The 26367-nt window shown below is 70.1% G+C and carries 26 protein-coding genes; 16 read left to right on the forward strand and 10 right to left on the reverse strand.

What is annotated here, in order from left to right; genetic code table 11:
- Positions 1-53 precede the first annotated feature (53 nt).
- Positions 54-1922 carry a YhgE/Pip family protein gene (locus E0497_RS04830; protein ID WP_137723651.1) on the forward strand — a complete coding sequence of 623 codons (1869 nt, stop codon included), beginning with the start codon at positions 54-56 and terminating at the stop codon, positions 1920-1922.
- Here E0497_RS04830 and E0497_RS04835 read toward each other — a convergent pair.
- From E0497_RS04835 to E0497_RS04860, 6 genes are all read right to left on the reverse strand, one after another.
- Complete coding sequence (locus E0497_RS04835) at positions 1919-2335, reverse strand: ectoine synthase (protein WP_137723652.1); 417 nt, start codon at positions 2333-2335, stop codon at positions 1919-1921. The genes E0497_RS04830 and E0497_RS04835 overlap by 4 nt on opposite strands.
- 44 nt (positions 2336-2379) lie before the next feature.
- Positions 2380-3639, reverse strand: a complete 1260-nt coding sequence (gene ectB / locus E0497_RS04840; protein WP_137723653.1) for a diaminobutyrate--2-oxoglutarate transaminase — start codon at positions 3637-3639, stop codon at positions 2380-2382.
- 14 nt (positions 3640-3653) lie between these two features.
- Positions 3654-4181, reverse strand: a complete 528-nt coding sequence (gene ectA / locus E0497_RS04845; RefSeq protein ID WP_137723654.1) for a diaminobutyrate acetyltransferase — start codon at positions 4179-4181, stop codon at positions 3654-3656.
- Positions 4182-4328: 147 nt separating this feature from the next.
- Positions 4329-6440, reverse strand: coding sequence for a RecQ family ATP-dependent DNA helicase (locus E0497_RS04850; protein ID WP_137723655.1), 2112 nt, complete (start codon positions 6438-6440; stop codon positions 4329-4331).
- 50 nt (positions 6441-6490) lie between these two features.
- Positions 6491-7357 carry a ribokinase gene (locus E0497_RS04855; RefSeq protein ID WP_137723656.1) on the reverse strand — a complete coding sequence of 289 codons (867 nt, stop codon included), beginning with the start codon at positions 7355-7357 and terminating at the stop codon, positions 6491-6493.
- A 90-nt stretch (positions 7358-7447) separates the two neighbouring features.
- A complete protein-coding gene (locus E0497_RS04860) occupies positions 7448-8833 on the reverse strand; it encodes an amino acid permease (protein ID WP_137723657.1) in 1386 nt (461 codons plus the stop codon).
- A 71-nt stretch (positions 8834-8904) separates the two neighbouring features.
- Between E0497_RS04860 and E0497_RS04865 the strand changes: the two genes are divergently transcribed.
- From E0497_RS04865 to holA, 9 genes are all read left to right on the forward strand, one after another.
- The gene (locus tag E0497_RS04865; RefSeq protein WP_137723658.1) at positions 8905-10188 is read left to right on the forward strand and encodes a glutamate-5-semialdehyde dehydrogenase; all 1284 of its coding nucleotides are present in this window, start codon (positions 8905-8907) and stop codon (positions 10186-10188) included.
- A 109-nt stretch (positions 10189-10297) separates the two neighbouring features.
- Positions 10298-11005, forward strand: coding sequence for a nicotinate-nucleotide adenylyltransferase (nadD, locus tag E0497_RS04870; RefSeq protein ID WP_241665733.1), 708 nt, complete (start codon positions 10298-10300; stop codon positions 11003-11005).
- On the forward strand, positions 11006-11431 hold the full coding sequence (gene rsfS, locus E0497_RS04875) for a ribosome silencing factor (protein ID WP_137723659.1): 426 nt from the start codon (positions 11006-11008) through the stop codon (positions 11429-11431).
- Between the two features lie 80 nt (positions 11432-11511).
- The gene (locus E0497_RS04880) at positions 11512-12123 is read left to right on the forward strand and encodes a histidine phosphatase family protein (RefSeq protein WP_241665734.1); all 612 of its coding nucleotides are present in this window, start codon (positions 11512-11514) and stop codon (positions 12121-12123) included.
- A complete protein-coding gene (gene octT / locus E0497_RS04885) occupies positions 12072-12839 on the forward strand; it encodes a diglucosylglycerate octanoyltransferase (RefSeq protein ID WP_137723661.1) in 768 nt (255 codons plus the stop codon). Before E0497_RS04880 ends, octT begins: the two co-directional genes overlap by 52 nt.
- Positions 12840-12843: 4 nt before the next feature.
- Positions 12844-13701, forward strand: a complete 858-nt coding sequence (locus E0497_RS04890; RefSeq protein ID WP_137723662.1) for a DegV family protein — start codon at positions 12844-12846, stop codon at positions 13699-13701.
- 69 nt (positions 13702-13770) lie between these two features.
- The gene (locus E0497_RS04895) at positions 13771-14652 is read left to right on the forward strand and encodes a ComEA family DNA-binding protein (RefSeq protein WP_137723663.1); all 882 of its coding nucleotides are present in this window, start codon (positions 13771-13773) and stop codon (positions 14650-14652) included.
- A complete protein-coding gene (locus E0497_RS04900; RefSeq protein ID WP_137723664.1) occupies positions 14649-17021 on the forward strand; it encodes a DNA internalization-related competence protein ComEC/Rec2 in 2373 nt (790 codons plus the stop codon). Before E0497_RS04895 ends, E0497_RS04900 begins: the two co-directional genes overlap by 4 nt.
- Positions 17018-17995: a DNA polymerase III subunit delta gene (gene holA, locus E0497_RS04905; RefSeq protein WP_137723665.1), complete on the forward strand. Its 978-nt coding sequence runs from the start codon at positions 17018-17020 to the stop codon at positions 17993-17995. The genes E0497_RS04900 and holA overlap by 4 nt, the downstream gene beginning before the upstream one ends.
- A gap of 143 nt (positions 17996-18138) precedes the next feature.
- Here holA and rpsT read toward each other — a convergent pair whose 3' ends face one another.
- Positions 18139-18399 (reverse strand): 30S ribosomal protein S20, encoded by a 261-nt coding sequence (rpsT, locus tag E0497_RS04910; protein WP_137723666.1) that lies wholly within the window; start codon positions 18397-18399, stop codon positions 18139-18141.
- 230 nt (positions 18400-18629) lie between these two features.
- On the reverse strand, positions 18630-19199 hold the full coding sequence (locus E0497_RS04915; RefSeq protein WP_137723667.1) for a type II toxin-antitoxin system PemK/MazF family toxin: 570 nt from the start codon (positions 19197-19199) through the stop codon (positions 18630-18632).
- A 164-nt stretch (positions 19200-19363) separates the two neighbouring features.
- Here E0497_RS04915 and lepA point away from each other — a divergent pair, with 164 nt between their 5' ends.
- Together lepA and E0497_RS04925 are read left to right on the forward strand one after the other, a co-directional pair.
- Positions 19364-21226, forward strand: coding sequence for a translation elongation factor 4 (gene lepA, locus E0497_RS04920; protein ID WP_137723668.1), 1863 nt, complete (start codon positions 19364-19366; stop codon positions 21224-21226).
- A gap of 18 nt (positions 21227-21244) precedes the next feature.
- A complete protein-coding gene (locus tag E0497_RS04925) occupies positions 21245-22177 on the forward strand; it encodes an NAD(P)H-dependent flavin oxidoreductase (RefSeq protein ID WP_137723669.1) in 933 nt (310 codons plus the stop codon).
- 9 nt (positions 22178-22186) lie between these two features.
- On the opposite strand, the gene E0497_RS04930 is transcribed toward E0497_RS04925, so the two are convergent.
- Positions 22187-22561, reverse strand: a complete 375-nt coding sequence (locus E0497_RS04930; protein ID WP_137723670.1) for a VOC family protein — start codon at positions 22559-22561, stop codon at positions 22187-22189.
- A gap of 35 nt (positions 22562-22596) precedes the next feature.
- On the reverse strand, positions 22597-24519 hold the full coding sequence (locus tag E0497_RS04935) for a glycoside hydrolase family 15 protein (protein WP_137723671.1): 1923 nt from the start codon (positions 24517-24519) through the stop codon (positions 22597-22599).
- Positions 24520-24621: 102 nt separating this feature from the next.
- On the opposite strand from E0497_RS04935, the gene E0497_RS21035 reads away from it, so the two are divergent.
- The 4 genes from E0497_RS21035 to E0497_RS21075 all read left to right on the forward strand — a co-directional run bounded on the left by E0497_RS21035 (position 24622) and on the right by E0497_RS21075 (position 26286).
- Positions 24622-24714: an Ms4533A family Cys-rich leader peptide gene (locus E0497_RS21035; protein ID WP_338325457.1), complete on the forward strand. Its 93-nt coding sequence runs from the start codon at positions 24622-24624 to the stop codon at positions 24712-24714.
- A 70-nt stretch (positions 24715-24784) separates the two neighbouring features.
- Entirely contained in the window at positions 24785-25825 is a 1041-nt protein-coding gene (locus E0497_RS04940; RefSeq protein WP_137723672.1) for a sulfate ABC transporter substrate-binding protein, read from the forward strand.
- Between the two features lie 9 nt (positions 25826-25834).
- The gene (locus E0497_RS04945; RefSeq protein WP_137723673.1) at positions 25835-26056 is read left to right on the forward strand and encodes a hypothetical protein; all 222 of its coding nucleotides are present in this window, start codon (positions 25835-25837) and stop codon (positions 26054-26056) included.
- Complete coding sequence (locus tag E0497_RS21075; protein ID WP_421958305.1) at positions 25951-26286, forward strand: Ms4533A family Cys-rich leader peptide; 336 nt, start codon at positions 25951-25953, stop codon at positions 26284-26286. Before E0497_RS04945 ends, E0497_RS21075 begins: the two co-directional genes overlap by 106 nt.
- The last annotated feature ends 81 nt before the right edge of the window (positions 26287-26367 follow it).

The raw sequence follows: 26367 nt of genomic DNA on the forward strand, positions 1-26367 counted from the left end.
TGGACGTGCGTCCAGAGCCTCGTTCCTCCGGCCCCCGACGAGAGAGCCCCCTCATGGTGTCCCCACCCGATCCACGTCGCGCCCACGTCGTCCGCACCCTCCTGGCGGCCCTCGTCATCGCACCCCTGGTGTTCGCCGCGTTCTACATGATGGCCCTGTGGAATCCCGGGGACACCGTGCACCGGCTGCCCGTCGCGATCGTCAACGCCGACGCCGGAGCGGAGATCGACGGCACCCGCATGGTGGCCGGCGACGAGGTGGTCGCCGCCCTCGTCGACAGCGGTGACGTGTCCTGGCAGGTGGTCACCGCCGATCAGGCGTGGGACGGCGTGCACGACGGCCGCTACTACTTCTCGGTGGTGATCCCGGAGACGTTCAGCACCGACATCGCGAGCGCCGCCTCCGGGGACGGCCGCCGGGCCCGGCTCGACGTCGTCTACAACGACTTCAACAGCCTGGTGGCGACGCCGGTCGGGGAGAGCGTCGTCGCGCAGGTGCGGTCGGCAGTGTCCGAGGCGATCGGGGAGCAGTCCGTCGACCAGGTGCTCGTCGGGCTCGGTGATCTGGGGGCCGGATTCGGGGAGGCGGCCGCCGGTGCCGGACAGCTTTCCGCCGGTACGCAGGACGCGCTCGCCGGCACCACCGAACTGCACGCCGGCAGCATCGAGTTGTCGACGGGACTCGGCGACGCGAACCGCGGCGGCCGCGAACTTGCCGCCGGGGCAGTCGAACTCGCGACCGGCGCCGACGAGGCCGCCGCCGGATCGGGGGAGCTGCGTGCCGGACTGGGTCGGCTCGTCGACGGCACCGATCAGCTCGGCGACGGCGCCCGGCAGATCAGCGAGGTCGTCGACATGGTCACCGGACCGGTGCTCGCGATCCTCGGCGAGCAGGGCGACATCGCCGCCCAGCTCGTCGAACTACGGGACGGGGCACGCGAACTCACCCGTCAGCTCACCGACCCGACCAGCGACTACCGCGGTGGGCTCGAGGCCGCGGCCGCCGGCGCGGGTGAACTGGACGCCGGACTGGGGCAGCTGTCGGACGGGACACACCAGCTCCGCACCGGTGCGAACGAACTGTCCACCGGGCTCGGACAACTCGACACCGGCGGCGTGCAGTTGCGGGACGGGCTGGGGCAGCTGCTCACCGGGATGGGGCAACTCGGCAGCGGCAGTGGCGAACTCGCGACCGGACTGACCGACGGTGCGGCACAGGTGCCGCAGTTCACCGACGAACAGCGCACCGCCACCGCGGGGCTGCTGTCGGCGCCGGTCGCGGTCGACCAGGTGTACGTCAACCGGGCCGCCGGCTTCGGTCCGGGTGCCGTGCCCGCGGTGATGTCGGTACTGCTGTTCCTGTGCGGCATCCTCACATGGTTCGTCGTGCGCCCCCGCCGGGGTCGGTCGCCGCGGGTCCACGACAGCATCGTCCGGGACGGTCTGCGCCGGTACCGGGTGCCGGCCCTCGTCACGCTGGTGGCGGCCCTCGTCGCGGCGGCGGTCTCCCTCGTCGTCGCGGACGCCGCACCGCCGAGCGCGGTCGCGATGACCGCGGTGATGATCCTCGTCGGGGCGGCCGCGGTCGCGTCGGGCAGACTCTTCACGGTCGTGTTCGGCGCGGTGAACGGCACGTTCCTGGCGCTGGGCGCGCTCCTGATCCAGATCCTGGCGTTCGGTGCGGTGTACCCGATCGAGCAGATGCCGGCACCGGTGCGCTGGATCCACGACCTGATGCCGCTGACGTGGGCCCGCAACGCCCTGCGCATGGTCCTGGTCGGCGACTACGGGCCGCGGTTCCGGTGGTCGGTCGTCGCCCTCGCCGCGCTGGTGGCCGGTGCGGTGGTGTTCACGATCCTGTGGCGTCGACGGCAGGAACCCGCGGGCGAATCCACGCCGCGGGTTCCGGAGCCGGCAGCCTAGGAGGCGGCGCGCTCGGCCTCGTCGAGGGTGATCAGCGGGTACACGCCGTTCTCGTCGTGGACCTCGCGGCCGGTGACCGGTGGATTGAACACACACAGCATCCGCATCTGCGTCACCGGCTCCACCCGGTGCCGCTCGTGCCCGTCCAACAGGTACATCGTGCCCGGCCGCAACTGGTGCACCTCGCCGTTGTCGAGGTCGGTGAGGATCCCGTCGCCCTCGACCAGCCACACGGCCTCGATGTGGTTGGCGTAGTGGAACTCGTTGACCGATCCGGCGCGAATCGTGGTCTCGTGGAACGAGAATCCGACGCCGTCGCCGGCGAGCACGATCCGCTTGCTCCGCCAGTTGCCGTCCTCGCTGACGACGTCCCGATCGGTGCCGGTGATGTCGTCGGTCGTGCGCACGATCATGAAAACTCCTGTGGTCGACAAAGAATGGGGGGAGCGGGCGCGTCTCAGGCGCAGACCTTGGCGGTGGCCTCCGCGAGGATGCTCAGTCCGTGGTCCAGTTCGGCATCCGTGATCGTCAGCGGTGGAAGCAGTTTCACCACTTCGTCCGACGGGCCGGACGTCTCGGCGAGCAGACCCTCGTCGAATACGAGACCGCACACCTTGACGGACTTGCCCGGATCGTCGAACACCAACCCCCGGACCATGCCGCGGCCGCGGGTGCTCACCCCGTCGAACGTGTCCGCGAGATTGGCGAAGATCTGGTCGATTCGCTCACCCTTCGCGATCGTCGAGCGTTGCAGGGCGTCGTCGGACCAGTAGTGGTCCAGCGCCGCGGTCGCCGTCACGAACGCCGGATTGTTGCCGCGGAACGTGCCGTTGTGCTCACCCGGCGCCCACAGGTCGAGTTCCCGCTTGAACAGGGTCAGCGCCATCGGCATCCCGTACCCGCCGATCGACTTCGACAGCGTCACGATGTCGGGGGTGATGCCGGCGATCTCGAACGAGAAGAACGGCCCGGTGCGACCGCATCCCATCTGCACGTCGTCGACGATGAGCAGGATGTCGCGGCGCGTGCACAGATCGGACAGCGCGCGCAGCCACTCCGGGCGGGCGACGTTGACGCCGCCCTCACCCTGCACGGTCTCGACGATGACCGCGGCGGGCCGGTTGAGGCCGCTGCCGGAGTCGTCGAGCACCTGTTCGAACCACTGGAAGTCGTCGGTGGCGCCGCCGAAGTAGTTGTCGAACGGCATCGGGGTGGCGTGCACCAGTGGGATGCCCGCACCGGCCCGTTTCATCGAGTTACCGGTCACCGACAGGGCGCCGAGTGTCATGCCGTGGAAAGCATTGGTGAAGTTGACGATCGACTCGCGTCCGGTCGCCTTGCGGGCCAGTTTCAGTGCGGACTCGACGGCGTTCGTACCGGTCGGGCCGGGGAACTGCACCTTGTAGTCGAGTCCCCGCGGTTCGAGAATGTTGCGCTGGAAGCTCTGCAGGAATTTCCGCTTCGCGACGGTGGACATGTCCAATCCGTGCGTGATGCCGTCACCGGAAACGTACTCGAGGAGCGCGTCTTTCAGTACCGGATTGTTGTGTCCGTAGTTCAGCGCACCGGCTCCGGCGAAGAAATCGAGGAACTCACGTCCGGATTCGTCGCGGATCCAGGCGCCCGATGCCGACTCGAAAACGGTCGGCCAGTTCCGGCAGTAGCTGCGTACCTCGGACTCGAGATGCTCGAAAATGCTGGTCGAGGCGGTGGTCATGGGGTGCTCCTTCCTCAGGAGGCGTTCTGTGGCGAGATCGTGTACAGATCCTCGGCCTCGTGCCCATCGGGAAAATCGTTCGGGGAGAACAGTTCTTGCTTCGTGATCGTGCATCCACGCCGCTGTGCGACGGATGTGAAAAGTGCGACGGAGGCGGCATTGTCCGGGCTGATCGTCGTCTCGAGCTTCCAGACACCTTGCAGTGCAACGTGGTCGAGAAGGCTGGACAGCATCCGCCCGGCCAGGCCGAGGCCTCGGCAGTTCTCGTCGACCGCTACCTGCCACACCATGAGCGTGGCCGGCACCTCGGGGCGCACGTAGCCGGTGACGAATCCGACGACCCGGTCGTCGACGATCGCGACGATCGAGGTGTCACGAAAGTCCCTGCACCAGAGCAGGTACGAGTAACTCGAATTGAGGTCGAGGACCTGTGAATCCTTGGCGATCTCCCAGAGCCGGACTCCGTCGGAGATCTGGGGCTGACGGAACTTCACCGCGTCCGGCGCGGTGGTCGAGGTAACTCTCAGTTCGATTGGCGTCATGGTTGTCGGCGTCAGTGTTGTTGACGTCCTTGCCAATCGAACGTAACAACCGCTCGCTGCAATGTCATGGAACCGCGAAAATCGGGCAGAGCAGACCCTGTTGCCGTGCAGGTGGGACAGTGAATGTGAGCCTGATCACATACTGTATCACTTGGGGGTGGCGAGAGCGAAGGGAAGGACTGCGGGGGCACCTGCGGCGCGGAGAACCCGGGACGCCATCGTGAGCGTCCACCCGGAGTCCGTGACCGTGTCGAGCAGCAGCACCGGACGGGTCTGCCCGGTGAGATCCGGAGCCTCCCACGCGTCCGACAGGCCGGCGACCCGGTAGGCGGAATTGGCGGCCGACACCGGCGGATGGCCGGGACGCTCGCGGAGAACCCCGAGGTCGGTGAGCCGGCCGACCTGCGCGAGCCGCGCGGTCAGCGACCCCAGCAGCACCGGACGACTCGGCGATTCGAGGCACATCACGGCACCCGGACGGTCCGCCCACTCCCACGCAGCCAACACCTGGACACACGCGTCGACGATCACGTCCGGTACCGGCGCGTCGGGGCCGTCGAGCAGTGCCCGCAGCCGCTGCCCCCACCCCAGATCCGACAGCCGGCCCAGGACGCGGCCCGGTTCCGGCCCGTCGGTGATCTTGCCGGACAAGCCGATTCCCAGTTTCGCCATGCCGGTCGGCCACTGCTTGCGCGGCGGCAGGTCGATGCCGGGACGTTCGAGCCGCCGCCGGGTGTCGGCGACGGTGCCGGCGGCGACGTCGGCGGTGTACTTCGGGCCGACGCAGTTGTCGCACCGGCCGCAGCGGCTGTCCGCGGTGAGCCCGGGATCGTCGAGCTGACGGCGCAGGAACGTCATCCGACACTCGCCGGTGGTCTCGTAGTCGAGCATCGCCTGCTGCTCGGCGCGGCGGGCGGCGTCGAGTCGGCCGTACCGGTCGGCGTCGTACGTCCAGGGTTGCCCGGTCGACACCCATCCGCCCTTGACGCGGCGGACCGCACCGTCGACGTCGAGGACCTTCAACACGAGATCGAGTCGGGTGCGGTTCAACTCGACGAGCGGTTCGAGTGCCATCGTCGACTGGGGCCGCTCGGTGTCGAGGACACCGATGACCTGGCGGACGACGTCCTCGCGCGGGAACGACACCGAGGCGAAATAGCTCCAGATCTGCCGGTCCTCGTGCCCGGGCAGCAGCACCACCTCGGCGCTGTCGGTGGAGCGGCCGGCGCGGCCGACCTGCTGGTAGTAGGAGATCGGCGACGACGGGGCGCCCAGGTGCACGACGAACCCCAGATCGGGCTTGTCGAAACCCATCCCGAGGGCCGACGTCGCGATCAGGGCCTTGACCCGATTGTTCAACAGATCCTGTTCGAGGACTTCACGTTCGGCGGCGTCGGTCTGCCCGGTGTAGGCGGCCACTCGGTGCCCGCGGTCGGCGAGCAGGCTCGCCAGGTCGCGGGCCGCGGACACGGTGAGCGTGTAGACGATGCCCGACCCGGGCAGGTCCTCGAGATGGTCGGCGAGCCACGCCGCCCGCTGTGTCGCGTCCGGGATCCGCACCACCGACATGCTCAGCGAATCCCGTTCCAGGGTGCCGCGCAGCACGAGCGTCTCCGCACCGCCGACCCCGAGCTGGGTGGCGACGTCGCTGACGACGCGATCGTTCGCGGTCGCGGTGGTCGCGAGGACCGGGATACCGTCGCCCAGATCCTCGACGAGGGTGCGGATGCGCCGGTAGTCGGGACGGAAATCGTGGCCCCAGTCGGAGACACAGTGCGCCTCGTCGACCACGACCAGCCCGGCGTCGGCGGCCAGCGACGGCAGCACCTGATCCCGGAAGTCCGGGTTGTTGAGCCGTTCCGGGCTGACCAGCAGTACGTCGAGTTCGCGGTCCGCGACCCGCCGATGGATCTCGTCCCATTCGGTGACGTTGCCCGAATTGATGGTGGCCGCCCGCACCCCGGCACGCTCGGCGGACGCCACCTGGTTGCGCATGAGCGCCAGCAGCGGGGAGACGATCACCGTGGGCCCGTGACCGTGCGCGCGCAGCAGTTTCGCGGCGATGAAGTAGACCGCCGACTTGCCCCACCCGGTGCGCTGCACCACCAGCGCGCGCCGCCGCCCCACGACGAGCGCCTCGATCGCCGTCCACTGGTCCTCGCGGAGCCGGGCGTCGGGCCCGGCCAGTTCCCGCAGCAGCCGTTCGGCCTCGTCGCGCAGGTCGGCGGCGGTCGGGTGAGCGGCGGGTGCGGTCGTCATACCCCCCATCGTGCCGGAGACGTCCGACAGATCAGGGCCACGCGTCAGTGTCACGCGGTGACGAGGGCCTGGATCTCCGCCCGCGTCGGCGACGACACGGACGCGCCGCGGCGGGTGGTGGCCAGCGCCCCGGCGGCGCACGCGAACACCAGGGCGGGAAGCGGCTCGGCACCCCACTCGCAGGCCAGCACCCCGACGAACGCATCGCCCGCACCGGTGGTGTCGACCGTGTCGACCGTCGGGGAGAGGACGTTCAGCGGTCTGCCGTCGGCTCCTCGGTACCGGACACCGTCCGCGCCGAGGGTCGTGACCACGTGCGCGGCCGCGGCCAGGACGTCGCGCCCGAGTTGCCGGGCCTCGGTCTGATTGACGACCAGCACGTCGACGGCGGCGAGCAGGGCGTCCGGCAGCGGCCGGACCGGCGACGGATTGAGCATCACCACCGTGCCGTGCGCGGCGGCGTGCCGCGCGGCCGCCGTGACCGTGTCGAGGGGGATCTCGAGTTGGCACAGCAGCACGTCGGCGTCGGCGATTGCCGCCAACTCGTCGTCGGTGAGGTCCACGACGCAGGAGTTGGCGCCGGGCACCACGACGATCGAGTTCTGGCCGGAGCTGTCCACCGTGATCGCGGCGACCCCGCTGGCACCGGGCAGCTCCCGCAACAGTGCGGTGTCGACCTCGGCGTCGACGAGTGCCTCCCGCAACTCCAGGGCGAACGTGTCGTCGCCGACCGCGCCGACGAAGGCGACCTCCGCTCCGGCTTTCGCGGCCGCGATCGCCTGGTTGGCGCCCTTGCCGCCGGGGGTCGTGGTGAACGCCGTCCCCAGGATCGTCTCGCCGGGTACGGGAGGCCGCGGAACCGACACGACGAGATCCATGTTGGTGCTGCCGACCACGACCACCCGGTTACGCCTCATACGGCGCACGCTAACGGCTGTGGCCGAATGTCACATGCGTTCAGTCGAACTGAACGTATGTGACATTCGGCCACAGAAAGGGAGGGAAATTCAGTGCCGCGACGACGCGCGTCCGAGGACGGTGAAGTAGCCGACGCCGACGAGGACGCCGAAGGCGGCGCCCACGCCGATCGCGATGCGGCCGGTGTCGGTGAAGCACAGCAGGACCACGACGAACGCGAGGAAGACGAGCGCGATCCAGTTGGTGTACGGGGCGCCGGGCAGCCGGTAGTCCGATGCGGGCAGTGCGCCCCGGTTCACGAACCGGCGGTAGCGCAGATGACAGACCAGGATCACACCCCACACGAAGATGATGCCGATCGTGGACACCGACGTGATGTAGACGAACGCCCGGTTGGGGGACAGGATGTTGACGACGACACCGATGAGCATCACACCCGCCGACATCGTGATGCCGGCGTACGGCACCTGGCGGCTGCTGAGCCGGCCCAGCGCCTCCGGAGCCTCCCGGCGCAGCGACAGGCTCCGCAGCATGCGGCCGGTGGAGTAGATGCCGGAGTTGCACGACGACAGCGCGGCGGTGAGCAGCACGAAGTTCATGATGCCGGCGGCGGCGGGGATACCGATCTGCTCGAGGACCTCGACGAACGGGCTGCGTCCGGCCTCGAAGTCGCGCCAGCTCGCGACGGACAGGATCACCACGAGCGCGCCGACGTAGAACAGGCCGATGCGGAACGGCAGCGTGTTGATCGCCTTGCGGAGGGTTTCCTTGGGGTTCTTCGCCTCACCCGCGGTGACACCGACGAGTTCGACACCGACGTACGCGAACATGACGACCTGCAGGGTCATCAGGGAACTGCCGAACCCGTTGGGGAAGATGCCGCCGTCGGCCCACAGGTTCGTCACCGTCGGATCGGTGGCGTGACCGAAGCCGAGGGTGAGGACACCGATACCGATGAGGATCATGCCCAGAATTGCGGTGATCTTGATGGTGGAGAACCAGAATTCGGCCTCACCGAACATCTTCACCGAGATCAGGTTGGCGCCGAACAGGACGAGCAGCACGACGAGCGCGGTGAGCCATCCGGGCACGCTCGGCCACCAGTATTCGACGTACTTGCCGGCGACGGTGATCTCGGCCATGCACGTGGCGGCCCACACCGCCCAGTACGCCCAGCCGGTCGCGAAACCGAAGAAGCGGCCGAGGAACTCCTCGGCGTACTCGGCGAAACTGCCCGACACGGGACGGTAGGTCAGCAGTTCGCCGAGGGCGCGCATGATGACGAAGATCGCCAGACCGGCGGCCAGGTACGCCAGGATCAGGGACGGCCCGGCCTCCTCGATCGCGCCGCCGGCGCCGTAGAACAGGCCCGTTCCGATCGCGCCGCCGAGGGCGATCATCTGCACGGTGCGGGCGTTGAGCCCGCGACTGTATCCCTCCGAGGGCGCGTGGTCGACCGTCTCGTGTTGTGACACTGATATTTCCTTACTGGGACGGCGAATGGGCAGAACGATTATGCGCCCCCGACGGTCGCTAATCTGTACACATGACTGCCGCGACGCACACCACACCGGCCGCCGGCGAGGCCGGGGACACCCGCGATCAGGTGCACGACGCCGCCCGTCGTGCACGGGTCGCCTCCCGCACGCTGGCCCTGCTCACCACCGCGCAGAAGGACGCCGCGCTGCACGCGGCCGCCGACGCGGTCCTCGCCGCGACCGATGTCGTGCTGGCCGCGAACGCCGAGGACATCGAGGCGGCGAAGGCGTCGGGCACCGAGGAGTCGCTGCTCGACCGGTTGCGGCTCACCGCGGCCCGGGTCGAGGGCATCGCGGCGGGGCTGCGTCAGGTCGCGGGCCTGGCCGACCCGGTCGGGGAGATCATCCGCGGGTCGACGCTGCCGAACGGCCTCGAGATCCGTCAGGTCCGGGTCCCGCTCGGGGTCGTCGGCATGGTGTACGAGGCCCGCCCCAACGTGACGGTCGACGCGTTCGGTCTGGCCCTCAAGTCCGGCAACGCGGCGCTGCTGCGCGGCTCGTCGTCCGCCGCCCACTCCAATGCCGCCCTGGTCGCGGTGCTGCGGGCCGCGCTCGCCGCGCAGGGGCTGCCCGAGGACGCCGTCCAACTGCTGCCGAGCGCGGACCGCTCGTCGGTCACCCACCTCATCCAGGCCCGTGGCCTCGTCGACGTCGTCATCCCGCGCGGCGGCGCCGGACTGATCAACGCGGTCGTGCGGGACGCGACGGTGCCGACGATCGAGACCGGTGTCGGCAACTGCCACATCTACATCCACGCGGCCGCCGATCTCGCGATGGCCGAGAAGATCGTGATCAACGCCAAGACCCGGCGCCCGAGCGTGTGCAACACGGTCGAGACGCTGCTGATCGATTCGGCGATCGCCGAGACCGCGCTGCCGCAGCTGCTGCAGGTGCTGCAGATGCACAGCATCACCGTGCACGGTGACCTGCCCGGCCTGGTCCCGGCCACCGAGGACGACTGGTCGCAGGAATATCTGACCCTCGACATCGCCCTCAAGGTCGTCGACGGCATCGACGAGGCCGTCGCCCACATCGACCGGTACGGCACCGGCCACACCGAGGCGATCGTCACCGCCGACCTGTCTGCGGCCCGCGAGTTCACCGCCCGCGTCGACGCGGCCGCGGTCATGGTCAACGCGTCGACCGCGTTCACCGACGGCGAGCAGTTCGGGTTCGGCGCCGAGATCGGCATCTCCACCCAGAAGCTGCACGCCCGCGGCCCGATGGGCCTCGGCGAGCTGACGTCCACCAAGTGGACCGTGTGGGGCGACGGGCACACCCGCCCGGCCTGACCGGTCACCCGGTGGGACGCCGCGGTGCGCCGGTGGCGCGGCGCAGCCCGTAAGCTGGATCCTCGTGCAGCAGCCGACACCGATCACCCCCCGGCGCCGCCTGGGCGTGATGGGTGGCACCTTCGATCCGATCCACCACGGTCACCTCGTGGCCGCGAGCGAGGTCGCCGATCGGTTCGGCCTCGACGAGGTGATCTTCGTCCCCACCGGGCAGCCGTGGCAGAAGGACGATCGGGCCGTCAGCCCCGCTGAGGACCGCTACCTCATGACGGTCATCGCGACGGCATCGAACCCGCGGTTCTCGGTCAGCCGCGTCGACGTCGACCGCCGCAAGGTCACCTACACCGTCGACACGCTGCGGGACCTGCGGGTCCAGCACCCCGACGCCGACCTGTACTTCATCACGGGGGCCGATGCGCTGGAGAGTATCCTGTCGTGGCAGGCGTGGGAGGAACTGTTCGGGCTCGCCCGCTTCGTCGGTGTGTCCCGTCCGGGATACGAACTGCACACCGAGCACCTCGCTGCTCATCTCGAACAGTTGCCCGCCGACGCCGTCACCCTGATGGAGATCCCCGCGCTGGCGATCTCGTCGACCGACTGCCGGCAGCGGGCCGCCGAGAACCGGCCCGTCTGGTACCTCGTCCCCGACGGCGTCGTCCAGTACATCAGTAAACGTAACCTGTACCGGCCGCACGGCGCGGCCCGATCCGACGGCGCGGCCACCATGTCCGAGCCCGTCCCGGCGCACCGTCGCACTCGCGGCGACACTGCGCCGACCGCACTATCGTCAACACCAGCAGAACCGGGAGAACACTGAGTGAGCGCATCGAACGAGGCCATCGGCATGGCACGGATCGCCGCACTGGCGGCCGACGAGAAGTTGGCCTCCGATGTGGTGGTGCTCGATGTCTCGGAGCAGCTCGTCATCACCGACTGCTTCGTCATCGCGTCCGCGGACAACGAACGCCAGGTCAACTCCATCGTGGAGAACATCGAGGACAAGCTGCGCGACGCCGGGCACAAGCCGGTCCGTCGCGAGGGCACCCGTGAGGGCCGGTGGGCGCTGCTCGACTACATCGACATCGTCATCCACGTCCAGCACACCGACGAGCGCAACTTCTACGCCCTCGACCGGCTGTGGAAGGACTGCCCGGAGGTGCCCGTCGAGGGCATCGCGCCGCGCGACCTGCCCCTCGACTCCGATTCCGACGACACGGGTGAGACGGAGGAGTCGCAGCCGTGACGGCCGCCGCGGGCGGCCGGACGGTGCGGCGGCTGATCCTGCTGCGGCACGGGCAGACCGAATACAACGCCACCGACCGGATGCAGGGCCAGCTCGACACGGACCTGTCCGATCGGGGGCGGGCACAGGCGAAGTCCGCGGCACTGGCACTGGCCGAGAAGGATCCGTACGCGATCGTGTCGTCGGACCTGCGCCGGGCCCACGACACCGCACTCGCCCTCGGCGGCCACATCGGGATGACGGTCGACACCGACCCCCGACTGCGGGAAACGCATCTCGGGGACTGGCAGGGTCTCACCCACACCCAGGTCGACGAGATCGCCCCCGGCGCCCGCGACCAGTGGCGCACCGACGCGGCGTGGGCCCCGCCGGGCGGCGAGTCCCGTATCGACGTCGCCGCCCGCAGCCTGCCGGTGGTGCAGGAGCACTTCGCACCTGTGCGCCTTTCTGGTAGTGGGAGCTACCAAAAAGGCGCACAGGGCGCGCAGCGCCCCCTGATTCTCGTTGCGCACGGCGGCCTCATCGCCGCCCTCACCGCGCGACTGCTCGACCTGCCGGTGGATCGGTGGCCGGTGTTCGGAGGACTCGGAAACACGGCCTGGGTGGAACTCAGCGCCCACGGGGAGGGAACGGATCGGGCATGGCGACTGGACGTGTGGAACGGGACGGCGAGCAGCCCGTCCTGCTGGTGATCGCGGACTCGCTGTCCTACTACGGTCCGAAGGGCGGGCTCCCCGCCGACGATCCGCGGATCTGGCCGAACCTGGTGGCGAGCGAGTTGGGCTGGCGTGTCGAACTCGTCGCGCGGATCGGCTGGACCAGCCGGGACGCGTGGTGGGCGATCACCCAGGATCCGCGGGTGTGGGCGGCGGTGCCGCACGCCGGTGCCGTCGTGTTCGCGGTCGGCGGCATGGATTCGCTGCCGTCGCCGCTGCCGACCGCGCTGCGTGAACAGTTGCGTTACCTCCGGCCGCCGGCGCTGCGCCGCGTGGTCCGCTCCGGCTACCAGTGGCTGCAGCCGCGGTTGTCGAGGCTGGGCCGTCCGGTGGCGTTGCCGCCGCGACTGTCCGTCGAGTACCTGGAGAGCTGTCGGGACGCGCTCGCCGCGATCCGGCCGGATCTGCCGGTGATCGGTACGTTCCCGTCGGTGCACCGCTGCGACGCGTACGGGCAGGTGCACACGGGCCGCGAACCGGCCGTCCGTGCCCTGACGGCGTGGTCGTCGGAGAAGAACGTTCCGATGGTCGACCTGGCCGACGCGGTCCGCGACAACGTCTTCTCCGACCGGGCCAATCCGGACGGGATCCACTGGGGCTGGGATGCCCACGAGCAGGTTGCGGCCGCGATGCTCGACGCCGTGAAGAACGCTCGCCGGTTGTCGGCTCCCGTCGAGGGCGGGCAGGGCTGACGGCGTGCCTGTCGTCGTCGTCACCGACTCGTCCTCCTGCCTGACGCCCGACCTGGCCGGCCGGTTCGGGATCCGGGTCGTGCCGCTGCACGTCCTGTCCGGCGGCCACGACTACCGCGAGGGCGTCGACGACATTCCCGGTGATCTGACCGGGGTGACCACGTCGGGGGCGTCGCCGGGAGAACTTGCCGACGCGTACGCGGCCGCGCTGGCCGACAGCGACGGTGACGGGGTCGTCGCGATCCACCTGTCCCGGCAGTTGTCGGGGACGTGGGACGCCGGTCGGCAGGCCGCCGCCGGTCTCGGGGACCGGGTGCGGGTCGTCGATTCCGCATCCACCGGGATGGGGCTCGGCTATCCGGCGCTCGCCGCGGCCCGCACCGCCCGCGCCGGCGGCGACCTCGACGCCGTGTACCGCAGGGCCGTCGACGTCGCCGAGCACGGGCGCACTCTCATCGTCGTCGACCGACTCGACCATCTGCGCCGTGGCGGCCGCATCGGCACCGCCGCGGCCCTGCTCGGGACCGCGCTGGCCATGAAACCGGTGTTGCACCTGGTGGACGGCAAACTCGTGCTGCGGGAGAAGACCCGTACCTCGACGAAAGCGCTCGCGAAACTCGTCGACGCCGTCGTCGAGCAGGTGGGTGACGAGCCGACCGCGGTCGCGGTACACCACCTGCACGCCCGAGACCGGGCGGACGCGGTCGCCGCGCAACTCGAGGCGCGGATTCCCGAGCTCACCGAATTGGTCGTCACGGAGATCGGCAGTGTACTCGGTGTGCATCTGGGGCCCGGAACGATCGGGGTCGTGACCTGCCCCGACGGGGAGTCGACCGCGGATTCATCCACAGCCCCGCACTGATCCACAGGTTTTCTTTCCTGCCCCGTTCGGCCGGGCCGTCGGCGCCCACCGGCCCCTAGTGTCGGCCGTATGGGGACCGATGAGGATCGAGTGAGGACACGGGGGAGGCTCGCGGCCGCGTCGACCGCGGCGGAGCCGGGGTGGCTGGCCGACGACGATCACCCGGACTGGCAGGACGACACGATGTCGGTGCCGAGTCGGTGGAGCGGGCTGCGGTTGAATCCGGGGCGCCGCGGCGTGGCCGCACTCGTGGTGGTCGGGTTGGTCGCGGCGATCGTTGCGGCGGTGACGGTGTGGCGGGACCGGCCGGATGTGCAGGCGATCCCGCCGCTGCCGGTCGTCGCCGCCGGTGACAGCGCAGGGGGGGACGGCGCAGTGGGAGACAGTGCGGTGGGGGATCCGGCCGCGCCCGACCCGCTCGCCGCTCCGGCGCTGACTCCCACACCGGCACCCGTCCCCGTCGAGGAACTGATCGTCAGCGTCGTCGGACTCGTCGAACGGTCGGGTCTGGTGCGGCTGCCACCCGGATCGCGGGTCGCCGACGCCCTCGCCGCCGCCGGTGGGGCCCGGCCCGGCGCGGACGTACTGGGCCTGAACATGGCCGAACGGGTCGACGACGGCGACCAGATCCTGGTCGGGGCGACCCCACCGGCCGGTGGACCCACCACGGTCGGCAGCGCGCGCATCGGATCGGGGGCGGCCGGGACAGGAGCCGGGGCAGGAGTCGGTGCGCCGTCGAAGTCCGGGGACCGGCCCGGCGGGAAGGTGAACCTGAACACCGCCGACGCGGCCGCACTCGACGCGCTGCCCGGTGTCGGTCCGGTGACGGCGTCGGCGATCGTGGCGTGGCGGGCGACGAACGGCCGGTTCACGGACGTCGAACAGTTGGGTGAGGTCGACGGCATCGGACCCGGCCGGCTCGCGAAACTGCGGGACCTGGTGACGGTGTGACCGACCCGGACGGGCCGGTCGATCTGAGGCTGGTCCCGTCCGCGGCGGCCTGCTGGGCGGTGACACTGGTCGGGCTGCTGGCGGGGTGGCGACCGGCGGTGGGGGTGGCCGCCGGACTCGTGGTCGCGGCCGGAACCCTGGTGGTGACGGTGGCACGGCGGGAGACGGCGCCGCTGCGACGTGGGATCGCCGCGACGCTGATCGCGGCGGCCCTGCTCGGTGCCGGGTTCGCGGTCGCGACGGCCGTCCGGGTCCACGCCGTGACCGGGCACCCGCTGGCCGCGCTGGCCGACCGCGGCGCGTCGGCGACCGTGACCGTCGTCGTCGACGACGATCCGAAACCGTTGCGCGCCTCGGGTTTCGGTGGCCCCCGCCAGCTGCTGGTGCGGACGTCGCTGCGGGAGATGCGGGACCGGGACCGGACCGTCCGGGTCGGCGGGTCGGTGCTCGTCTTCGCGCAGGGGCCGCAGTGGGAGACGTTGCTGCCCGGACAGCGGATCACCCTGAGAGGAAAGCTCGCCGCACCGCAGCGCGCCGATCTCACGGTCGCGGTGCTGCGGGCGACGGGACCGCCGTCGGCCGTCGAACCGCCGCCACGCCACCAGCGGTGGGCGGGCACGGTCCGCGGCCGACTCGCCGCCGCGGCCACGGCGGCGCTGCCACCGGAGCAGGCCGGACTCCTGCCCGGGCTCGTCGTCGGGGACGTGTCCGCGCTGCCGCAGGAGGTGAAGGACCAGTTCACCGCGGCCGGGCTCACCCACCTGACGGCGGTGTCGGGTGCCAACGTGTCGATCGTGCTCGGCGCGGTGCTGCTGCTGGTGCGCGGCGCCGGTATCGGCCCCCGCACCGGGGCGGTGCTCGCCGGTGCCGCACTGGTGGCGTTCGTGATCGTCGCGCGGCCGTCCCCGAGCGTGCTGCGGGCCGCCGCGATGGGCAGTATCGCGCTGCTCGCGCTCGTCGTCGGACGCCGGAAACAGGCGATCCCGGCGCTGGCGGCGTCGGTGATCGTGCTGCTCGCCGTGTCGCCGTCCCTCGCCGTCGATTTCGGGTTCGCACTGTCGGTCGCCGCGACCGCCGGCCTGATCGTCGTCTCCCCGCTCCTGGTGGAACGGATGCGCGGATGGGGGTGGCCGCGGTGGCTCGCCGAGATGTGCGCGGTCGCGATCGCCGCGTTCGTCGTCACCGCGCCGATCGTCGCCGCGATGTCCGGGACCGTGAGCATCGTGTCGATCGCCGCGAACCTGCTCGTCGCCCCCGTCGTCGCACCCATCACGATCGTCGGTGCGGTGACCGCCGTGCTGGCGATGCTGTGGCTGCCGGCCGCGACGCTGCTCGTGCGGGCGGCGGGTCCGCCGCTGTGGTGGCTGCTCGAGGTCGCCGACCGGGCCGCCGCGATCCCCGGCGCCACGATCACGGTCGCCGGTGGCCTCGTCGGGGCGGTCGTCGTCGCGGCCGGACTCGCTGCCGCCGCCGTCACCGTCCGGTACCGGTGGTCCCGCCGGATCCTGGCCGCGCTCGTGGTCGGGGTCGCACTCGTGTGGGTGCCCACCCGCATCCAGACGCCGGGCTGGCCGGCCGACGGCTGGGCGTTCGTGGCGTGCGACGTCGGTCAGGGCGACGGACTGGTCCTGACGACCGGCGACGGGCGCGCCGTCGTCGTCGACGCCGGACCGGATCCCGGCCCCGTCGACCGGTGCCTGCGCGGACTCGGCATCGAGAAGATCGCGCTGCTGATCGTCACCCACCTGCACGCCGACCACTACGGCGGCATCGACGGGGTCCTCGGCGGTCGATCCGTCGGCGCGGTCGCGATCGGCCCGTCGGATCTGCCCGCCGCCGGCAGACGGTTCGTGTCGGCGGCCGCCGCCCGGGCCGGTGTCCCGGTCGTGCGTCTCACTCCCGGACGGGACGTGACGATCGGCGACCTGCGCCTGGAGATCCTCGGACCACTGCTGCCGCCGCCGCGCACCGCGGAGGCGGCCGACGACGCCGCCAACGACACCTCGCTGGTGATCCGCGCCCACACCCGGGCCGGGACGATCCTGCTCACCGGGGACGTCGAGGAGGCCGGACAGCGCGCACTGATGCGGTCCGGGACGTCGCTGCGCGCGGACGTCCTCAAGCTGCCGCATCACGGGTCCCGCACCACCGCACCCGAATTCGTGGCCGCCGTCCGACCCCGGCTGGTCGTGGTCAGTGTCGGTGCCGGCAACCCGTTCGGGCACCCCAACCGCGGCATCCTGGACCGGGCGACGGCCCTCGGTGCGGTCGTCGCCCGCACCGACCTGCAGGGTGACGTCGCGGTGGCCCGGACCGGGGCCGGGGCACTTGCCGTCGTGGGGCGTTCCCATGGCACCATCGTCCGGTGACTACCTCCGCCCGCCCCGCGCCGCTGCATCTCGTCCTGGGCGACGAGGAACTGTTGGTCGAACGCGCGGTCGCATCGGTGATCGGTGCCGTCCGGGGCGCGGCCGGGTCGTCCGGGGCGGACATCCCGGTCTCCCGACTGCGGGCCGGTGACGCGAGTGCCCCCGAACTGGCGGAACTGCTGAGCCCGTCGCTGTTCGCGGAGGATCGGGTGATCGTCCTCGAGGCGGCCGCCGAGGCCGGTAAGGACGCCGTCACCCTCATCCAGGAGGCGTCCGGCGACGTCCCCGAGGGGGCCGTGCTGATCGTGCTCCATTCGGGTGCCGGGCGGGCGAAGGCGCTCGCCGGGGCGCTGCAGAAGGCCGGGGCCACCGTCCACGCCTGCGCCAAGCTCAAGCCGGGGGAGCGGGTCGACTTCGTGCGCGGCGAGTTCCGGTCCGCCGGTGTCCGCGTCTCACCCGAGGTCCTGGAACTGGTCGTCGACGCCGTCGGCTCGGATCTGCGGGAACTCGCCGCAGCCTGCTCCCAGTTGATCGCCGACACCGGCGGCCGGATCGACGCCGGCGCCGTCCAGCGGTACTACTCGGGCAAGGCGGAGGTGTCCGGGTTCGACGTCGCCGACAAGGCGGTGACCGGTGACCGGCGCGGCGCGATGGAGGCGTTGCGGTGGGCGATGCACCGCGGTGTCGCGCACGTGCTGCTCGCCGACGCGCTCGCCGACGCCGTCCACACCATCGCGCGGGTCGGGTCCGCGGGCCGCGGCGACCCGTTCGCGATGGCGTCCGCGCTGGGCATGCCGCCGTGGAAGATCAAGAAGGCGCAGGCGCAGGCCCGCGGCTGGGATCCGGCGTCGATCGGCGAGGCCCTGCAGGTGGTGGCGCAGCTCAACGGAGACGTCAAGGGTCAGGCCGCGGACGCCGACTACGCCGTCGAGGCGGCGGTGCGCCGGGTCGCGGACCTGCACGGCGGCCGCTGACCGCGGCGGCTGGCCGCGGGCGCAGCGCACCCCGGACCAGCAGACGCAGCGCCCCGGACCACGGATACAGCGAAAGGCCCCCGATCGAATGATCGGGGGCCTTTCACCACAGAGCTTGCGACGGTGGAACCGTCAGAAACTTGTCAGAGAGAGTTGGCGACCTTCGCGAGCGCCGACTTCTTGTTGGCAGCCTGGTTGGCGTGGATGACGCCCTTGCCGGCTGCCTTGTCGAGCTGGCGGCTGGTGGCGACGAGGAGCTCGTTGGCCTTGTCCTTGTCACCGGTTGCCGCGGCCTCGCGGAAGGAACGGATCGCCGTGCGCAGCGAGGACTTCACCGACTGGTTGCGGAGTCGGTTGCGCTCGTTGGTGCGGATCCGCTTCACCTGGGACTTGATGTTGGCCACGCGTAAAATCCTGTCGTCTTTTTTGCTGGTTTCTGTCGAAAAGCTCTGGGTGCACATGCACCGACCGACGACACTACCAGTACCCACGAGGTGATCTCAAACCGGTGGCCGTCCAGGGCTTCCGCGGACTCTACCGCATTCCGGCGGACATCCCGATTCGGACTCGAACCCGCGCGGCATCCACGAAAACGGGCCTTGTTCCCTGGGCGACGACTTCACGGCACGACGACTCAGCGCCAGCTGTAGTCGGTGCGCAGCCGGGCGGCGACGGTGTCGAAGCGGTCGCGGTCGAGGATCGCGCCCTCGCGGCGGATACCGGCCTCGGGGACGTCGAGGACCCGGTCCAGGCGCACCCAGCTCGGCCGGTTCCCGGCATCCCAGGGGCCGGCGCCGAGGGGCAGCCAGTCCGGGTTGTCGTCGCGTCGCTCGTTGGACGACAGCATCAGCCCGAGCAGTGTGTCGCCGTCGCGTCCGACGACGAGGACGGGACGGTCCTTGCCCTGACCCGGGTCCTCCTCGTAGGCGACCCACGTCCACACGATCTCGCCGGGATCGGCCTGCCCGTCGAGGTGGGGGGAGTACTCGATGCGACGCGCCCGGTGCGCGGTGGGCACCGTGGTACGTGACGCCGGACGGCCGGGCGCCGCCGGTGGACGTGCCGGGGCCGACAGCATTCCCGACACGGTGTCGGCGACCCGCGTGACCGGGGCGCTGCGGCGCAGTTGCCGCAGCAGTTTCGGGCCTTCCCGGGTCGCGTAGTCGCCGAGCCTTCTGCCGATGGTGCTCCACGTGCCCGCCATGAGGCCCGAGCTTAACGGTGACCTCGGGCGCGCTCCGGTGACCCGCGGTGACCCTGGATGTGTACGCGGGCCCGCCCACAAGGGATGATGGGGGTTGCAACGGGACACGGGTGACGCCGGCCCGGGTCGATGAACGATGCGCGAGTGAGACGAGGGAATAGGGCTTGAGCAGCAACTTTGCGGAGAAGACGTTCACGGATCCGACGAAGATCCGGAACTTCTGCATCATCGCGCACATCGACCACGGCAAGTCGACGCTCGCCGACCGGATGCTGCAGCTCACCGGTGTCGTCGAGGAGCGGGCCATGCGTGCCCAGTACCTCGACCGGATGGACATCGAACGCGAGCGCGGCATCACCATCAAGGCGCAGAACGTGCGCCTGCCGTGGACGGTCGAGCACGAGGACGGCGCCGCCGAGGAGATCGTGCTGCACCTGATCGACACGCCCGGCCACGTCGACTTCACGTACGAGGTGTCCCGCGCGCTCGAGGCGTGCGAGGGGGCGGTCCTGCTCGTCGACGCCGCGCAGGGCATCGAGGCGCAGACGCTCGCCAACCTGTACCTGGCGATGGAGAAGGACCTCACCATCATCCCGGTGCTCAACAAGATCGACCTGCCGGCCGCCGACCCGGACCGGTACGCCGCCGAGATCGCGCACATCGTCGGCTGCGAACCCGAGGACGTGCTGCGGGTGTCCGGCAAGACCGGTGTCGGCGTCAAGGAACTGCTCGACGAGGTCGTCAAGCAGATCCCCGCCCCCGTCGGTGACGCGGACGGTCCGGCGCGCGCGATGATCTTCGACTCGGTGTACGACTCCTACCGGGGCGTCGTCACCTACGTGCGTGTGGTGGACGGCAAGATCAAGCCCCGCGAGAAGATCACGATGATGTCGACGGGCACCACCCACGAACTGCTCGAGGTCGGCATCATCTCGCCCGAACCCAAGGCCACCACCGGTCTGGGTGTCGGTGAGGTCGGCTACCTCATCACCGGTGTCAAGGACGTCCGCCAGTCGCGGGTCGGAGACACCGTCACCACCTTCCGCAACGGTGCCACCGAGCCGCTGGTCGGCTACCGGGACCCCAAGCCGATGGTGTACTCGGGCCTGTACCCCATGGACGGCTCCGACTATCCGGTGCTGCGTGACGCCCTCGACAAGCTGCGCCTCAACGACGCCGCGCTGGCCTACGAGCCGGAGACGTCGGTGGCGCTCGGATTCGGTTTCCGCTGCGGCTTCCTCGGCCTGCTGCACATGGAGATCACCCGGGACCGGCTCGAGCGCGAGTTCGGCCTCGACCTGATCTCGACGGCGCCGAACGTCGTGTACCGGGTGACGATGGAGGACGGCAGCGAGCACGAGGTGACGAACCCGTCGTACTGGCCCGAGGGCCGGGTGCGTGAGGTGTACGAGCCGATGGCCAAGTGCACCGTCATCGCTCCGAGCGAGTACACCGGCGCGATCATGGAGCTGTGCCAGTCCCGCCGCGGTGAACTCGGCGGCATGGACTACCTGTCGGAGACCCGCGTCGAGCTGCGGTACACGCTGCCGATGGGCGAGATCATGTTCGACTTCTTCGACGCCCTCAAGTCGCGCACCAAGGGCTACGCCAGCCTCGACTACGAGCCGACGGACGAGCAGCAGGCCGCGCTGGTGAAGGTGGACATCCTGCTGCAGGGCGAGGCCGTCGACGCGTTCAGTGCGATCGTGCACAAGGACGCCGCCTTCGCGTACGGCAACAAGATGACCACCAAGCTGCGCGAGCTGATCCCGCGCCAGCAGTTCGAGGTGCCGATCCAGGCCGCGATCGGTGCGAAGATCATTGCGCGCGAGAACATCCGCGCGATCCGCAAGGATGTGCTTGCCAAGTGCTACGGCGGTGACATCTCCCGTAAGCGCAAGCTGCTCGAGAAGCAGAAGGAAGGCAAGAAGCGGATGAAGACCATCGGCCGTGTCGAGGTGCCGCAGGAGGCCTTCGTGGCGGCGCTGTCGAACGAGTCGGTGGCGGACAAGCCCAAGGGCAAGTAGCAAGTAGGAGGAACACCGATGATCGACACCTGGCTGACCCGTGAACTGGGACTGGAGGTGCCGATCATCGGTGCCCCGATGGGCGGGCGCGCCGGCGGCCGTCTCGCGGGGGAAGTGACCCGGGCCGGTGGTCTCGGCCTGCTCGGGGCGGCCCGCTACGCCACCCCCGAGTGGATCGCCACCGAATCGGCGGTCGCCCGGGACCTCGGGGGCGGGAGGCTCGGTGTCGGGCTGATGACGTGGTCGCTGTACGACGACGACACCCTCCTCGACGCCGCGATCGGGGAGAAGCCGGATCTCATCTCGCTGTCGTTCGGGGATCCAGCACCGTTCGTGCCGCGCGCGAAAGCCTGTGGCGCACTGGTGGGTTCGCAGATCAACACGATCGAGGATCTGCGGGTCGTGGAGGCCGCGGGTGTGGACTTCGTGGTCGCGCAGGGCACCGAGGCCGGCGGCCACACCGGCCGGATCGGCACGTTGCCGCTGCTGCAGCAGATCCTCGAGGCCACCGACCTGCCGGTGATCGCGGCGGGCGGTATCGCCACCGGGCGCGGACTGGCGGCGGTGATCGCCGCCGGCGCGGCGGGCGGCTGGATCGGGACCGCGCTGCTCGCGAGCCCGGAGACCACCGGACCGGATTTCGCCCGGCAGCGACTCGTCGAGGCCGACTCCGCCGACACCGTCTACACGTCGATCTTCGATCAGGCCCGCGATCAGCCGTGGCCCGCCCGGTGGGGTGGGCGGGCACTGGTCAATGCCTACACGCAGCGGTGGCACGGCCAGGGCGCCGACAACGCCACTCTCGCCGCCGCCTACGACCCCGCCGACACCAGCGTCGGCGTCGTGTACGCGGGGGAGGCAGCCGGACTCGTCACCGCGGAACGCCCCGCCGGTGACGTCGTCCGTGACATCGGTGCCGACGCGGAACGGTTGCTGCGCCGCACGTTCTGAGCGTCGCCCCTATTCGGGGCGGTGACAGACCGCCTCGACGTTGTTGCCGTCGGGATCCCGCACGAATGCGCCGTAGTAGCCGGGGTGGTACTCCGGCCACTCGCGCGGCTCGTGCAGGACCTCGGCGCCGGCCTCGACGGCGGCGGCGAAGAATGCGTCGACCACGGTGCGCGACGGCGCGGCGAACGCGATGTGGTTCTCCCGGAAGCCGGCGTCGGCGGGCACCCGCGGGCTGAGCCAGAAGTCGGGGTTCGGCGGGATCCCGTACCCGATGACCGGGCCGTGCTCCGCCATCCGGACGGCCCCGAGCGTGGCCAGCACCTTGTCGTAGAACGCGGCGCTCACCGCGGTGTCGTCACATTGAATTCCCAGATGATCCAGCATGATCCGATGGTGACACACGTCACCGACAATTCTGGTCAGATCGGTCCGTGCGCGGGTTGGAAGGTTCCGGTGTGCCCGTCCTCCTCGGCGCGGATGACGTGGACGACGGCGTTGATGAGCGCCAGGTGGGTGAACGCCTGCGGGAAGTTGCCGAGGTGCCGGCCGGTCTTGGGGTCGATTTCCTCGGCGTACAACTCGAGGGGGCTGGCGAACGCGAGCAGTCGTTCGCACAGGGCCTTGGCGCGGGGCAGTTCCCCGATCTCGACCAGCGCCGAGACGAGCCAGAACGAGCAGATCGTGAACGACCCCTCCTCGCCGGACAGGCCGTCGTCGGTGGAATCGACCCGGTAGCGCAGGACGAGTCCTTCCTCGGTGAGTTCGTCGGCGATCGCCAGGACGGTCGCCCGGATGCGGGGGTCGTCGGCGGGCAGGAACCGCAGCAGCGGCGCCAGCAGCAGCGACGCGTCCAGCGACGGGTGCCCGTACCGTTGGGTGAGGACACCGCGGTCGTCGACGCCGTGCTCGAGGACGTCGGCCCGCACCTCGTCGGCAAGTTCCGACCACTGCCGTGCGTAGCTCTTCTCCCCGTGCAGTGCAGCGAGTTTGGCGCCGCGGTCGAGCGCCACCCAGCACATGATCTTCGACGACGTGAAGTGCTGCGGTTCGCCGCGGACCTCCCAGATGCCGCGGTCGGGTTGCTTCCAGTGTTTGACGACTTCCTCGACCTGGCGTTTGAGCAGCGGCCACAGGGTTTCGGGGACGTGGTCGCGGGAGCGGACGTGCAGGTACACCGAGTCGAGCATGGTGCCCCAGATGTCGTGCTGGTTCTGGTTGTAGGCGCCGTTGCCGATGCGGACGGGGCGGGCACCGTCGTAGCCGTGCAGGTGGTCGAGTTCCTCCTCGACGAGGGTGTGTTCGCCGCCGACGCCGTACATCACCTGCAGCGGCGCCGGATGGCCCTCCTCGCTGCGGCTCGAGTCGAAGATGAACGAGAAGAAGTCGTTCGCTTCCCGGTCGAGACCGAGGGTGTAGAGACCCCACAGTGCGAACGTCGAGTCCCGGACCCACGCGTACCGGTAGTCCCAGTTGCGTTCGCCGCCCGGCGTTTCCGGCAGCGACGTGGTGGGGGCGGCGATCAGTGCGCCGGTCGGTGCGTACGTCAGGCCCTTGAGGGTCAGCGCGCTGCGCTGCAGGTGCCCGCGCCACGGATGGTCCGGGAACCGGCCGATCGTGACCCACTGCCGCCAGCACTCGGTGGTCTGCCACATCCGGTCGGCGGCCTCCTCGAAGGTGCGCGGCGCCGGCACGTCCGACCAGGACAGGGCGACGAACGCGTTGTCGCCCTCCACCATCCGGGTGCGGGACCGGGCCTCGCGTCCCTCGATCCCGATCCGCAGGTTCGACGTGAGCCGCAGCGTCGGATGCTCGTCGCCGGGACCGGACCGGCATGTGGCGGTCGCCTCCTCGTACACGGCGCCGGTGTACTCCCACTGTGCGGGCGCACGGTGGTAGTCGAAGGCGGGTTCGCAGCTCATCTCGAGCTCGACGGTGCCGTTCACGCATTTCACGGTGCGGAGCAGGATGTGCTCGGCATCCCAGTCCGACGGGGTGCGCCGGCGTGTCGACGAGCGCTGCTCGTTGGTGTGCCAGCGGCCCATCACCAGGGCGTCCCGCACGATCAGCCACCCGGTCTGCGTCTGCCACGTCGTCTCGAGGATGAGCCCGCCGGGCAGGTACCGGCGGGCGGCGGGGACGTTCTGGCCGTACGGGCCGATCCGGAAGTGTCCGGCGCTGCGGTCGAGGAGCGCACCGAAGATGCTGGGGGAGTCCGGTCGGGGCACACACATCCACTCGACGGACCCGTTGCGGGCGATCAGACAGTTCACTTCGCAGTCGGACAGGAACGCGTAGTCGTCGATCGGCGGAAAGACGCTGCGGTGCTCGGGCAGTGACGTCATATCTTCATCATCGACCCGCCGCGGAGTTCGCGTCCACGGTTCGCCGCGGACGTCCGATTTCAACCCTCGGCAACGTGTCCGGTCTCTGTTACTGTCTGCCGCGTGTCCACCGCCGTCACCGCTCACCGCGTCCGCCACGAACTGGCGTTGATTGCTGTCGGTGACCTGGCGGTTGCCGACATTCTCTGTCGCTGAACGCGATCCCACGCTCCGTCGTCCCGGCCCCCGGGCCGGGTACTCGTTCAGTTGCCAGGAAGGCACACCCATGAGACGTCGTTCCCCCCTGTTCCCGACCGCGCTGGTCGCGTTCGCCGCCACCGCCCTGACCACCCTGACCGCGTGCAGCGGCGGATCGAGTGACGTCGCCGGTGGTGGTGATCCGACGTCCGACGGCAGCGGCGGCGCGATCAACCTGTTCGCGTACGCGGTCCCGAAGCCCGGATTCGACAAGGTCACCGCCGCGTTCGCCGAGACCGCGGACGGTGCCGGGGTGCAGTTCAACGCGTCGTACGGGCCGTCGGGCGACCAGTCCCGCAAGGTGCGCGACGGGGCTCGTGCCGACATCGTCGGTTTCTCGGTCGAACCCGACGTCACCCGTCTGGTGGACGCCGGTCTGGTCGACGAGGGCTGGAACCGGGACGCCTACGGCGGTGTCCCGTTCGGTTCGGTGGTGACGCTGGTGGTGCGCGACGGCAATCCGAAGAACATCCGGGACTGGGACGATCTGCTGCGTCCCGGTGTCGAGGTGGTGACCCCGAACCCGTTCAGTTCCGGGTCCGCGAAGTGGAACCTGTTGGCGCCGTATGCGGCCGCGAGTGACGGTGGGAAGAACCCGCAGGCCGGTATCGACTACGTCACGGCACTGGTGACCGACCATGTTCGGGTGCAGCCCAAGTCGGGACGGGAGGCCACCGAGACGTTCCTGCAGGGCACCGGGGACGTGCTGCTCAGCTACGAGAACGAGGCCCTGTTCACCGAACGCAAGGGCGACCCCGTCGAACATGTCACCCCGCCCGTCACGTTCGCGATCGAGAACCCGGTCGCGGTGCTGACGAACAGCCCGAACCACGCGCAGGCCACCGCATTCCGGGACTACCTGTACACGACCGAGGCGCAGCGGTTGTGGGCCGGTGCCGGGTTCCGGCCCGTCGATCCGGGTGTCGCGGCCGAGTACGCGGCCGATTTCCCGGCGCCGCGGAAACTGTGGTCGATCGCCGACCTGGGCGGCTGGGACACCGTCGACACCGACCTGTTCCGGCCGGGCAGCGGCAGCATCGCCGTCGTCTACGAGAATGCGACGAAGTAGGCTGCTCGGGTGGATCGAATCGCGAGCTGGTGGGACGGTACCGAACTGTGGGTCGCCGGCCTGCCGTTCGTCCCCCAGGTGATCCTGGTGCTCGCGGTGATGATTCCGGCCTGCTTCGGTATCGCATGGTTGCTCGACCGTGCCCTGTCGGCGGTGTTCACGCTGGTGGGGCGCGGCGAGCGCATCGACGTCGCCGGCCCGACGGACAAGACGAAGGTGGAGGGTTCCTAGATGCCGCGCTCCCGCGTGACCATTGCATTGATCGCGTTGATCGTTCTGGTCGTCGTCGCCTGGTTCTTCACCCGCTGAGCCGGTCCCGTCCGGATCGATGTCCGTGGCGTGGCTCTGCTAGAGTCGCCCACGTGTCCCACGTCACCGCACCCCAGGTCCGCCACGAACTGGCGTTGATCGCGGTCGGTGGTTTAACGGTCGCCGACATCCACTGTTGTCGACAGCAGTAACGGCGTTCGCCTCCTGCCGAGCCCGGTCCGTGTGACCGTCGCCCCGCTGTCCCGGATCGGGACGCGGATGTGCCCTGCGCT

This window comes from Prescottella subtropica, from assembly GCF_005434945.1.
Taxonomy (GTDB): Bacteria; Actinomycetota; Actinomycetes; order Mycobacteriales; family Mycobacteriaceae; genus Prescottella; species Prescottella subtropica.